This is a genomic window from Delftia sp. GW456-R20, assembly GCF_001622915.1.
GTDB lineage: Bacteria > Pseudomonadota > Gammaproteobacteria > Burkholderiales > Burkholderiaceae_C > Comamonas > Comamonas acidovorans.
Genome location: NZ_LWCN01000005.1, coordinates 1,005,026 through 1,017,611 on the forward strand (window position 1 = coordinate 1,005,026; position 12,586 = coordinate 1,017,611).

The following is a 12,586-nucleotide window of genomic DNA, read 5'->3' on the forward strand; positions in this document are numbered from 1 at the left end:
ACGGTCCGTGCGCGCAAACGCTGCCCTTTTACAAGCCGCCCCGGGCGGCTTTTTGCATTTTGACGACCGTGCCTACCACTCTCCAGCCACTGTCCCTCTGGACACCTCCCGCATCGCCGCTCGGCATCCTCACCGACATCGACGACACCCTGACCACCGAGGGCGTGGTGCCGGCCCATGTCGTCGATGCCATCGCCCGGCTCAAGCAGTCCGGCCTGCGCGTGGTGCCGATCACGGGCAGGCCCGTGGGCTGGAGCGAGCCTTTTGCCCAAGCCTGGCCCGTGGATGCCATCGTGGCCGAGAACGGCGCCGTGGCACTGCGGCGCAATGCGCAAGGCGGGCTGGACAAGCTCTACCAGCAGGACGAGGCCACACGCACCGCCAACTACGCGCGCATGCAGCAGGTGTTGGCAGAGATCGAGGCCACCGTGCCCGGGGCGCTGCGCGCCACCGACTCGGCGGGCCGCGAATGCGACATTGCCGTGGACCACAGCGAATTCACCCAGATGCCCCAGCAGGACATTGACCGCTGCGTAGCCATCATGAAGGCGGCGGGCATGAACGCCACCGTCAGCTCCATCCACATCAACGGCTGGTTTGGCGCGCACAACAAGCTCGAAGGCGCGCGCTGGATCCTGCGCACCCTGTTCGACATCGACCTCGACGCCACGCTGGACCGCTGGATCTACATCGGCGACTCCACCAACGACCAGCTCATGTTCGAGCACATGCCCCACAGCCTGGGCGTGGCCAACATCGCGCGCTTCGTGCCCCAGCTCAAGCACCTGCCTCGCCACGTCACCCAGGCCGAGCGAGGAGACGGCTTTGCCGAAATGGCGCAGTACCTGCTGACCCAGCGCCCCTGATCCACAGGGCCCAGGGACGGTGCAGCCCTTGCAGACCTGCGCCTTCGCCTTCGACTACCCCATCGGCCCCTCCTGATCTGCGGGACCCGCGCTCCCCCCGCAGACACCATCACCCTCAGCACAGCCAACCGCCCGGCGCAGGCGGGCTGTGCACCCTCTTTCCCCCATTCGACAGAGCAAATCTAGGACTATTCCTAGATCAAGCATCAATTATCAGAATGCGCCCTATTTCATATAGTGGCGGTGCACACCTAGAATCCATCACATACCCAAAGAACAGGTTTTTGTTTCGCCTTTTTCTTTGACAGTTTCTCTCCTGCATCCCATCCGCGCCATTGGGCACTGGTGTATTTGAACAATTCAACTTCAAAAATGCCAGAGAAACAAACCTCGCCCATCCCTCGCCAACGCTCCCTCATTCGAACAATTTCTCCATGTAAGCGCCACCACCTATTCCAGCATGATCGCAACCCCCTGCAAATCCTTGACCATGCTGACAGTTACCAACCATTGGATTGATGAGGTGAACATGGAACACTGATGATTTATTAACCACTCAACCATTCACACAGTCTCTTATTCCACCAGCGCATTCATCGCTGCTGGAATTTCATTTATCTCTTCAACTCGAGGGAATACCCATGAAAAAGATCGCATTGCTGACATCGGTTGCCGGCCTGGTCATGATGGCCATGAACACCGCTCAAGCAGCAGACGGCACCATCAACTTCACGGGCGAGGTGGTCACCACCACCTGCAAGGTGGACACCACGGTCGCCGGCGCCGCCAAGGACGGCGTGAAGCTGCCCAACGTGGCGAACAACCAGCTGGCCACCGTGGGTGCCACGGTCGGCCGCCAGGCGTTCTCGCTGGAACTCAGCGGCTGTGAGCTGGCCACCGCCACCTCCACAGCGCCCGTCTCCAAGGTCGCCGTGTTCTTCGAAGCCGGCCCCAACGTAGACCTGGTCACCGGCATGCTCAAGCCCGCAGCGGCCAGCGGTACTGGTGCGCCCACCGTGGCCTCCGGTGTCCAGATCGCCATCGTGGATCCCAGCAACAACGAGCGCCTGAAGATCGGTTCCGCCCAATCGCGCTTTGTGGACATCGACAACAAGGTCGGTGGCAATGGCCGGGCCATCATGCGTTTCGCCTCCGAATACGTGGCCACCGGCCCCGTGACGGCCGGCCGTACCGACACCTCGGTGACCTACTCGCTGGTCTATCAGTAATCACTGACTTTCAGGCATATCGGCCGCCTTGCGGTGGTCGATATGCCGTGTCTTCTGCTTTTCTGACATGGGCCCGGCCCCAGTCTTTCGCTCAAAACCCAGAGAGTTCTCCGATGCTGACGATCAAACGTTCATATGGGCTTGCTGCCATCCTGTTGTCCCTTCTTCTTGGAACGGCGGCACAGGCCAGCGTGACATTGACGGGCACGCGCATCATATTCCCCAGTGGCGAGAAGGAAGCCACCATCCAGCTCACCAACGAAGGCAGCAAACCTGCCCTGGTGCAGACCTGGCTGGACAAGGGCAACAACCAGGAATCGCCTGAGAACATCGACGTTCCCTTCGTCATCACGCCCACCATCATGCGCATTGAGGCGGGCAAGAGCCAGACGTTGCGCATCATCTATTCGGGCGAAGCACTGCCTGCCGACAAGGAATCCCTGTTCTGGCTCAACGTGCTGGACGTCCCGCCCAAGGCGGAAATGGAAGGCGACTCCAACAATCTCCAGTTCGCCTTTCGCACTCGCGTCAAGCTCATGTACCGGCCCGGCAATCTGCCCGGCAATGCCCAGGAGGCTCCTGCCCTGCTTCAATGGTCGGCAGGCGTTGACGCCAAAAACCAGCCTGTGTTGAACGCACGCAATCCCAGCGCCTTTGTGGTCAATGTGGCTGGCGTTGAATTGCAGCTCAACGGCAAATCCTTCGAGGCAGGCGTCGGCCCCGTTCTTCCCGGCCAGGTGGCCGCCTTCCCAATCAAGGAACCTGCGGGTGCCAATATGGCTGGTGCGACCGGTGCCACGGTGATGTTCAGCAGCATCAATGATTGGGGCGCCAGTCTCAACCACGAAGCCAGAATTGGCAATTCCGCCCAATAAACAGGGCAATGCGAGCACAGCCACGCGAATCCCCCGTCCTCTCCGGTCTGATTATCTAACGCCACTGCATTTTCAGCCCGGCCAGCACACCGATACCCAGCGTTAATACCCAGCGAAATTGCATCGGTCTCTTTACCGGGACTGGCACATCGGCCTTGGCCGTTCGCTTTGCATCGGGCGCACAGCATTAGGAGATAAGCAAATGATCAGGCCAGTCTTTCCATATTCAGAAAAGGGAATCAAAAGCCGGCATACAAGGCAAGGAAAAGGAACAATCCCGGGGCCAGGCCAAGGCCCTGCCGGATATTTCCAACTGAAGCCCGGCCATGCGCTGCTGCTCTCCGTGCTGGTGTGCTGGCAGTCCGAGGCCCAGCAGGGCCAGCAGGTCAAGGAAGTCACGACCTCCACGTCCACCGGCCAGTGGCAGCCCACGCCGGCTGCCGTCGACTTCGACCCCAGCTTTCTGAATACCGGCAAGCAGACCATTGACGTCTCGCGCTACTCGCGCGCCAACGTGGTCACGGCAGGCAGCTACAACCCAGACATCTACATCAACGGCAACTGGGTTGGCCGCAGCGAAGTGCAGTTCAAGGCACTGGCCGGTTCGCAGGACGCGCTGCCCTGCCTGGACAAAGCACTGCTGGAGAAGGTGGGCATCGACCTCTCGCGCCTGCCGCCCGAGGCCGCCTTGAAGCTGGTGGCCGACGGTGGCTGCAACCGTCTGGACCAGATCATCGCGGGCGCCTTCACCAGTTTCGACTTCGGCAAGCAGCGACTGGACCTGAGCGTGCCCCAGGCCTCGCTGCGCCGCTCGGTGCGTGGCTATGTCAGCCCCGACCAATGGAGCGCCGGCGTGCCTGTCGGCCTGCTCGGCTACCAGTTCAACACCTACCACGGGCGCTCCAGCAACGCAGAAAACACCACGCAGAGCTACCTGGGCCTGAACGGCGGCGTCAACATCGACCGCTGGCATTTCCGGCACAACGGCTCATTCAGCTGGGCGGACACTGGACGGGGCAACTACCAGAACATCTCCACCTACGCACAGCGCGACATTGCCGACTGGTCTTCCCAGCTCATACTGGGCGACACCTACACGGGTGGCGACCTGATGGACTCCACCTCGTTTCGCGGCATACGCTTGAACAGTGATGACCGCATGCTGCCCGACTCCCAGCGCGGCTACGCGCCCGTGGTGCGCGGCGTGGCCAACACCAATGCCCGAGTCACCATCACGCAGAACGGCATCAAGCTCTACGAAACCACGGTGGCGCCCGGCGCCTTCGTCATCAACGACCTCTACCCCACGGGCTACGGTGGCGACCTGCAAGTCAGCATCACCGAGGCCAATGGTGCCGTGCGCAGCTTTGCCGTGCCCTACGCGGCCGTGCCGCTGTCGCTGCGCGAGGGGCAGGACCGCTACAGCCTCACGGCGGGCGTGGTGCGCCACCTGCCCAATACCTCGCCGCTGTTCTCGCAGGCGACCTGGCAGCACGGCTTCACCAACATGCTGACCGGCTACGGCGGTGTGTCCGTGGCCAAGGGCCATATCTCGCCCATGATTGGCGCGGCGCTCACCACGCCCTGGGGTGCCTTTGGTGCAGATATCACGCACGCCTCCACCAGCATTCCCAATGACGGCTCCTTTTCCGGACAGAGCTTGCGTGCCAGCTACGCCAAGTCCTTTGCACAGACCGGCACCCACGTGGCCATTGCCGCCTATCGCTACTCCACCAACGGATTCTTCGGCCTCAACGACGCCATGCGCGCACGGGATCAGGCCAATCTGCTACGGCCCTCCACGGACCTGTACCGGCCTCGCAACCGCGCCTCTCTGGTCATGGGCCAGCAGTTTGGCCCCGGGGGAGGCAGCCTCAGCCTCACGGCGTCCACTGCCAAGTACTGGAACCGCCAGGGCTCCAACGTCGACTACGCCATTGGCTACAGCAACTCGTTCCGCAACATCTCCTACAACCTCTCCGCGGCGCGCCAGCGCGATGCCTGGGGACAGTCCAACACGTTCCTGCACGTGGGCCTGTCGATTCCGCTCAGCATGGAGCGCGGCATGATGCTCTCCACCAATACCAACCGCGACTCGCGCGGCCGCGTGCAGGCCCAGGCCAACCTGTCCGGGCTGCTGGGCGACGACAACGCCATCTCCTACGGCCTCAGCGCCAACCACAACACCGGTGGCATGAATGGCAGCAGCACCAGTGCCAGCGCCAACGCCACCTACCGCGCATCGCAGACCGAACTCAGCGGCAGCGTCAGCGCCAGCAGCGGCTACCAGCAGTTCTCGGTAGGCGCGCGTGGCGCCATCGTGGCCCACCCGGGCGGCGTGACGCTGTCGCAATCGGTGTCTGACACCTTTGCCATCGTGGAGGCCAAGAACGCGGAAGGCGCGCGCATCAACAACGCGCCCGGAGTGAAGGTGGACAGCCGGGGCTATGCCGTCGTCCCGTATCTGACGCCGTTCTCGATGAACGAGGTCTCCATCGATCCCAAGGGCCTGTCGACGGACGTGGAACTCAAGGAAACCAGCCAGCACGTCGCGCCGCTGGCCGGCGCCGTGCCACTGCTGGTGTTCAAGACAGCCTATGGCCGCTCGGCCGTGATCCGCGCGCGGCAGGCCGGCAACATGCCTGTGCCCTTTGGCGCCAGCGTGCTGGACATGGACGGCAAGGAGTTGGGCATGATCGGCCAGGCCGGCAAGCTTCTGGCGCGTGGGCTGTCAGACCAGGGCGAACTGCAGGTGCAATGGAAGACCGACACCGGCATGGTGGGCTGCAACCTCTCCTATACCCTGCCTGAAAGAAAGCGCAGCACCACCTACCAGCCGCCGCAGAGCCTGGAACTGCCCTGCGTGGCCAGCAGCAACCTGGTGCCTGCGGCCACCGACGTGGCATCGGCCAAGCCGGGCAAGACCGCTGCAACCTCAACCGCAACCACCAATGCCAAGACAGCCGTGGCAGGCGCCCCGGCCTCCAACGCTGCGTCGGCCGTGGCTCTGGCCGGCATGACCCAGGAACGTACGGCAGCAACGGCACCGGCCACGGCAGTCGCCAGCGCCCCGGCAGTCACTGCGGCGGCAGTGCTGCCCGCTCGTGCCACACAGCCGAGCGACAGCCAGCAGGCACTGAAGCTGGAGCGCAACCTGGACGGCCTGCGCATGAGCGTCAAGATCAGCGCCTTGCCCACCACGGTGCCAGTCACCAGCAACACGGGCAGAACTCCCGTGGCGGCAGGGCACGACGCAGGCACCGGCAAGCACAAGCCGCCGCAGCAAACCCTGCGGGCTGACCGTCCGCTGGCCATCCTGCAGCCCAGCTTGAAGATCAGGGTCCTGGCATCGGCCGATCAGACATAAGCACCGGAAAAGCAGCCCAAATGGGCCCCTGCCAATGCAGGGCCACGTTGATTGCCTGCACCAGCAGGCTTCCATTTCCGACTCCCGCGCCGACTGCAGATACGTTGGTACGGGTAGCCATCGGCATGCAGCTATTTGCCGCCACTGCCCAAACGCTGTTCATCAAGGCCCGCAAGATTGACTGCGGGCCTTGTGCCGCAGGGCGGCACAGCCGAGACCTTGCTCTTCTGGCAAAGACCATCGTCCGCTTGTCTGCAGGCATCAGCTGCATCGCAGATCCCCCCAACCCATAGGCGACAGCCTTCCCACAAGGCTTTGCCCCGCCATTTCTGGACCCGCGCACGCACAGTTCGGATCACCAATTGGTAAGCAATTGAAGACAAGATAGGACTATTCCTAGGGAATCCCGAAAAATCCGCTCAAAAGATCAGGGAATTCCTAGAGAGAAAATCGCGAAATTCAGAATTATCCAATTTCATTTCAGCGAGCATGTGTTGACAATAGGCCGATCAGACAAATTGCCAAAAATCAGAATCTGATTCTTCGAAATTTTGTCATCAACGAGAACAATCCACCGTCAATTCATATTCCCAAAAAGCCTCTTCAGCCACACCCAATTGACGCATAAAAAATATTACCTGCAACTTTCAGCAGCAGCAACTCTATAGCCATCGATATCTGGAATCATTCAAAAATATCCAATATCAAATCAAAAATGGAGGTGCGTCAAAGAAAAAGTTTCAAACAAGATCATTACTTCAATCCACCATATTCATCAAACTCAATTTCATCAGGCATAAATATGAAATTTTCTGCATTGAAATTTTCGGTTGCGGGCTTGTCCTTGCTTGCACTGAGTTCTGTCCATGCGCAATCCACTCAGAGTGGAATCGTCAGATTCACAGGGAATATTTCTCCTGTCACCTGCATCGTCAATCTGGGCAGCAGGGACCAGAAGATCGATTTCGGCGTCGTGCCTCCCAACGCCAACGGCTTCACGTCTGGCGGTGGCGCCGTCGGCAACGTTGCTCTTCCCGCCCATCAGAGAACGATCACCATCAGGCTGGATGGCTGCTCAACCCCAGGAGCGAACAATCAGCCCACCACTGCCACGGTCCGTTTTGATGGCCCCATCAGGAACGGCCGCATCAATACGAGCAATGCCACGGCCGACATCCAGTTACTGGAGAACAACTCGACAACGGCCATCTGGGATCTGAGCGGCCCGTCCGCGCCTGTCAACCTGCAATCAGGAACCAATACGCTCAACTACATCGCCAGGTACTACGTGGCTGCCGTGCCCCTTGCCTCAGGAGAGGCGAATGCTGAAGCGACTTTCACCATGAACTATCAATAGGCAGTCCACCGCCTCAGAGAAGCGCCGGCCACCTTCTGGTGGCTGGCGCATTCACCCCCAATGCCTGTGGCATTTCTCTCATATACAGAAATTCAGGATCTCCTATGCCGGTGAAAAATCGCCGATCCAGTCTGCTGTCACATTGTTTCGCCATGGCCGCATTGCTTATTTGCGGCCTCCCGGCCAATGCCAGCATAGTCCTCTATGGAACACGGGTCATATTTTCAGGCGACGAGACGGAAGCCACCCTCAAGATTTCCAATGAAGGGAAATTGCCATCGCTGGTGCAGTCATGGCTGGACACGGGCGATGGAGATATGGCGCCCGAGGGCATAGATGTGCCCTTTGTGATCGCGCCGTCGCTCACCCGCCTGGAAGCCTCGGACCAGCAGATGCTGCGCATCATCCATTCCGGCCGGACCCTACTCCAGGACAGAGAGTCATTGTTCTGGATCAACGTGCTGGACGTGCCGCCCAAGACCGAGAACGCGAAAGGCTCCCAGGGCAGCCTCGCACTGGCCTTTCGCACGCGCATCAAGCTGATATATCGCCCCAAGGGCCTGCCGGGCGAGCCCAGGGATGCGCCTGAACAGTTGCAGTGGTCCGCAAGCACCACCCAAGACGGACAGGCCGTACTTCATGCCCGCAATCCGACCGCGTATGTCGCCAATCTGGGTCATATCGCCATAGAGGCAGCCGACCAGAGTTTCAAGGTGACTGTAGGGCATGTGCTGCCAGGAGAAACAGCGACGTTCGCACTTCAGAAGCCCGCCGAGAACGAGCAACCGCCCAAGGAGCTTCCCGCTGGGGCAGTCGTGGTCTACACCAGCCTCAACGATTGGGGCGGGGCCGAGGGCCACAGGGTCGAACTTGGGCGCTGACGGTAGCCGAAGCCCTAACGCAGCACCGAAAGCCTCCATGCCGGTCACGCGTGACTGGCCGAGGTAGGCAGCACGGCGCAGCAGGTGCAAAAAAGGCATGTCCATCGAGAGGGATTGCTATGAAGAAAAAAGCCGACAGGGTACGGAAGCCAGGCTGTTTCCCGTTCAAGGCCAAACCACTACATGCCTTGCTGCTGGCAGTACTGGCCTGTTGGCAAATGGATATGCGCGCCTCGCAAACAGAGCACACCGCCGGCAGGATGCCGCCCGCACGCGCACAGCACATCGAATTCAACAGCAGCTTTCTGCGAGGAGGCGACGGGATCGATGTCTTGCGTTTTGCAGAGGGTAATTCTGTGGAACCGGGTCTCTACAACCCGGACCTTCTGGTCAACGGCAACTGGATGGCCCGCACCGAGGTGCGGTTCACTCAACGCAGTCGGGGTGCCAGTGCCCAGCCCTGCTTCAACATGTCCCTGCTGGAGCAAATGGACATTGACATGGCGAGCCTGCCGGCGAACGAGGATGTTGTGGATGAAGACCCAGCGTGCCTGCGCATTGAAAAGGTCGTCCCCGGCGCTTCCGCAAGCTTCAACGTAGGTTTGCAACGACTGGATGTGAGCGTTCCCCAGATCCTGATGCGGCGCGTGGCAAGCGGCTACGTGAGTCCGGAGCAGTGGAACGCGGGCGTGACGACCGGCACGCTCGGCTATGACTTCAACACCTACCATGCGCGCGGCGGGCCAGCGGGCAGCAGCACCCAGGGCTACCTGGGCCTGAACAGCGGCTTCAACTATGCGCGCTGGCATTTCCGGCACAGTGGCTCGTTCAGTTGGAGCGATCAGGGACCGAGCCGTTATCAGAGCATCTCGGCCTATGCGCAGCGCGACATCGCCGACTGGTCATCGCAACTGATCCTGGGCGACACCTACACCGACGGGGAGATCATGGACTCGGTCTCCTTCCGCGGCCTGCGGCTGCGCACGGACGACCGCATGCTGCCCGAGTCGCAGCGCGGCTTCGCGCCCGTGGTGCGCGGCGTGGCCAATTCCAACGCCCGGGTGGTCATCCGCCAGAACGGCATCAAGCTGCAAGAGACCACGGTGGCACCGGGCGCCTTCGTGATCAATGACCTGTACCCCACCGGCTATGGCGGCGACCTGCAGGTGGACATCGAGGAGGCCGACGGCTCCGTGCGTTCCTTCTCGGTGCCCTATGCGGCCGTTCCTCGTTCGCTGCGCGAGGGCCAGCACCGCTACAGCCTCACGGCGGGCGCGGTGCGCGGCCTGCGTGAGAGCGCTCCGTTCTTCTCGCAGGCAGGCTGGCAGTACGGCTTCTCGAACATGCTCACGGCCTATGGCGGCGCCACGGTCGCCAGGGGCTATTTCTCGCCCACGGTGGGCGCCGTGTTCAATACACCATGGGGTGCCTTTGGCCTGGACCTCACACACGCCAACACCCGCATCCCCCATGACCGCAGCTACTCAGGACAAAGCCTGAGAGTCACCTACGCCAAGACCTTCCCGGAGTCCGGCACGGGCATCACCCTGGCTGCCTACCGCTATTCCACCAACGGGTTCTTCGGCATCAACGAGGCCATGCGGGCGCGCGACCTGACCCGGCCCGCTGCCAGCGGCGCACCGCCCCTGCTGTCGCGCCCGCGCACGCGCGCCGCAATGACACTGAGCCAGCGCCTGGGCGAGCAAGGCGGCAACCTGAGCCTTTCCGCCTCCATGGACAACTACTGGAACCGCGCGGGCCGCCGCGTGGACTACACGCTCAACTACAGCAGCTCGTGGCTGGGCGTTCCCTACAACCTGTCGGCCTCGCGCCAGCGCGATGCCTGGGGCCGCCCCAGCACGCAGCTGTACGCAGGGGTGACGATTCCGCTGGGGGCGGGAAAGCCCAGAGTCATGAGCCGTTTCACACATGACTCGCGCGGCGGCAACCAGTTGCAGGCCAGCACCTACGGGCAGGCCGGCAGCGATCTCTCCTATGGCCTGAATGCCGAATACGGCAGCAGCGGCAACCAGGGATCGCGCCTCAATGCAGGCGCCAATGCCCTCTACCGCCGCCCGTACACGCTGTTCAGCGGCAGCGTGAGCGCGGGCCGGGCCGGCCAGCAACTGTCACTGGGCGCGCGCGGCGCCTTGGTCGCCCACCCCGGAGGGGTCACGCTGTCGCAGCCCCTGGGCGAGACCTTCGCCATCGTGCAGGCCCCGCATGCCGAGGGCGCGCGCCTCACCAATACGCCCGGCGTACGCATCGATGCACGGGGCTATGCCGTGGTGCCCTACATGACACCCTATGCCATGAACGAGGTGTCGCTGGACCCCAAGGGCATGTCCATGGATGTGGAACTGCAGGAGGCCAACCGGCGCGTCGCACCGGTGGCCGGTGCCGCCGCCATGGTGGTGTTCAAGACGAGCTACAGCCGCTCAGCCGTGCTGCGCCTGACGCAGGCGGACACGTCGCCCGTGCCTTTCGGCGCCGTCGTCTCGGCCGAGAGCGGCAAGGACCTGGGCATGGTCGGCCAAGCCGGCAAGCTCATGCTGCGCGGCCTGTCGGACCAGGGGCAGCTGCACGCCCAGTGGAAGGCCGGCGATGGCACGGCCCATTGCAGCATGGCCTATTCGCTGCCGGCGCGGGAGCGCTCCACCGGCTCCCGTGTGCCAGCCAGCATGGACCTGCACTGCGTGCCGTCCCATCTTGCCGCAGCGCCGTCCCATCAGGCCGCGCTGACACACAGAGCCGAGACCTCGCGCCCCATCGCCATCCGCCAGTCCAGCCTGCCCTTCCAGGCCGAGAAGCATCTTGGCGATTTGCGGCTGAGCCTGCGCATCAGTGTCTTGCGCACCACGGCCGATGCGAAGCAGTACACGGGCCAGGCGCAACCGCCCTTGGCGCCGGACGGCCAGGCAGACAACAGCCCTGGCCTGCGGATCGATCGCAGCCTGGTGGGTGAATTGCGGGACTCGCCAACACAAGCCCAGGCCTCGGTCGGCGTCTGAACCGACGCGGTACATGGCTGTGCCCACCTCCTTTCCGGCACGCGGTCCGCCGGTCACCTGCCCTGCGATATTGAAATCCAAGAACCGCCTTTTCATTCAGCAACGGAGCATTTTCATGACCATTACCCGTGCCATCGCATTGTCCTCAGTACTCTTCATCTTTTCCATAGGCCAGGCACATGCGCAAGCTTTTTGCTCTAACGATGGAGTCGGCAATTCCATCAACGATGGCAAAAATCACTATGTCCTCCTGCCCAGTAGAACGCTGGAGGTCCCACTGCCGTTTGATATTGAATCTCGTGCAATCGGCAGTGTAGTAGGCCGCGTCGCCTTTCTCCCTTATATCATCAACAAGAAAGATACTGGAATGAAAGGGGGTGCAATGTTCTGTGCAAAATACCAAACCTCTGGCTGGTATGGCGTGGGCACCTTTCACCAGAAGCACCGGGCTTATGAGAGCTCCATTCCCGGCATAGGACTGCGCATAGATTTCAGAAAAATGCCTATTCCGACCGACCCAAGCAATGCAATACAGAGCTACTTTTCCATCCAGGAACTGTCCGATGCTCCCATCTATATCTATCTGGTGAAGATTGGCCCGATCAAACAGGCAGGGCCCCTCAAAGGGGTTTTCCTTCAATACAAGGTCGACGACGTGGTCATTGCCCAATACCAGTTTGACCGTGAGGCCGCCGCTCCGACCGGTCCGTTCTGCACCGCGAGCCTCAGCGCAGAGAACCCGGCCACGGCCGCTGTCGCCCATTCTTCCGGTCTCCCCGCTGCTGAGGGCAGGCTGCCGGAAATGATCGCCAAAGCTCCATCCTGCCTTGCTGATGAACTGCCAGGCATCAAGCCGGTCATGGGAAGTTCCAGTGTCGCCCAGCTTTCGCTCAACCGCCACTGATCCCAAGCCTGCCTTTGCGAGGACCTTGGAGCAGGCGCTGCACTCCTCAGAGATGCCATGCGCCTGCACATTCCAGGGCTAACGGCACACGGCACA

General features: G+C 61.7%; 8 protein-coding genes. All 8 read left to right on the forward strand.

Translation table 11 applies throughout. The features are described 5' to 3' along the window. The first annotated feature begins 68 nt into the window (after positions 1-68). Positions 69-866, forward strand: coding sequence for an HAD-IIB family hydrolase (locus A4F85_RS28400; protein ID WP_034399018.1), 798 nt, complete (start codon positions 69-71; stop codon positions 864-866). Positions 867-1,507: 641 nt separating this feature from the next. Then, complete coding sequence (locus A4F85_RS28405) at positions 1,508-2,095, forward strand: fimbrial protein (protein WP_013800427.1); 588 nt, start codon at positions 1,508-1,510, stop codon at positions 2,093-2,095. A 113-nt stretch (positions 2,096-2,208) separates the two neighbouring features. After that, positions 2,209-2,970 carry a fimbrial biogenesis chaperone gene (locus A4F85_RS28410; RefSeq protein WP_063328527.1) on the forward strand — a complete coding sequence of 254 codons (762 nt, stop codon included), beginning with the start codon at positions 2,209-2,211 and terminating at the stop codon, positions 2,968-2,970. A gap of 274 nt (positions 2,971-3,244) precedes the next feature. Then, entirely contained in the window at positions 3,245-6,337 is a 3,093-nt protein-coding gene (locus A4F85_RS28415) for a fimbria/pilus outer membrane usher protein (protein WP_063328628.1), read from the forward strand. Positions 6,338-7,139: 802 nt separating this feature from the next. Continuing rightward, positions 7,140-7,694, forward strand: coding sequence for a fimbrial protein (locus A4F85_RS28420; protein ID WP_193761015.1), 555 nt, complete (start codon positions 7,140-7,142; stop codon positions 7,692-7,694). 104 nt (positions 7,695-7,798) lie between these two features. After that, on the forward strand, positions 7,799-8,575 hold the full coding sequence (locus A4F85_RS28425) for a fimbrial biogenesis chaperone (RefSeq protein WP_063328529.1): 777 nt from the start codon (positions 7,799-7,801) through the stop codon (positions 8,573-8,575). 260 nt (positions 8,576-8,835) lie between these two features. After that, positions 8,836-11,586, forward strand: coding sequence for a fimbria/pilus outer membrane usher protein (locus A4F85_RS28430; protein ID WP_442856630.1), 2,751 nt, complete (start codon positions 8,836-8,838; stop codon positions 11,584-11,586). A gap of 115 nt (positions 11,587-11,701) precedes the next feature. Further along, positions 11,702-12,490, forward strand: a complete 789-nt coding sequence (locus A4F85_RS28435) for a hypothetical protein (RefSeq protein ID WP_156517069.1) — start codon at positions 11,702-11,704, stop codon at positions 12,488-12,490. Positions 12,491-12,586 lie beyond the last annotated feature (96 nt).

Excerpts from the sequence above, each read along its gene's own strand:
- A4F85_RS28420 (WP_193761015.1), top strand. The coding sequence starts at position 7,140 with ATGAAATTTTCTGCATTGAAATTTTCGGTTGCGGGCTTGTCCTTGCTT.
- A4F85_RS28430 (WP_442856630.1), top strand. The coding sequence starts at position 8,836 with ATGCCGCCCGCACGCGCACAGCACATCGAATTCAACAGCAGCTTTCTG.
- A4F85_RS28410 (WP_063328527.1), top strand. The coding sequence starts at position 2,209 with ATGCTGACGATCAAACGTTCATATGGGCTTGCTGCCATCCTGTTGTCC.
- A4F85_RS28435 (WP_156517069.1), top strand. The coding sequence starts at position 11,702 with ATGACCATTACCCGTGCCATCGCATTGTCCTCAGTACTCTTCATCTTT.
- A4F85_RS28405 (WP_013800427.1), top strand. The coding sequence starts at position 1,508 with ATGAAAAAGATCGCATTGCTGACATCGGTTGCCGGCCTGGTCATGATG.
- A4F85_RS28425 (WP_063328529.1), top strand. The coding sequence starts at position 7,799 with ATGCCGGTGAAAAATCGCCGATCCAGTCTGCTGTCACATTGTTTCGCC.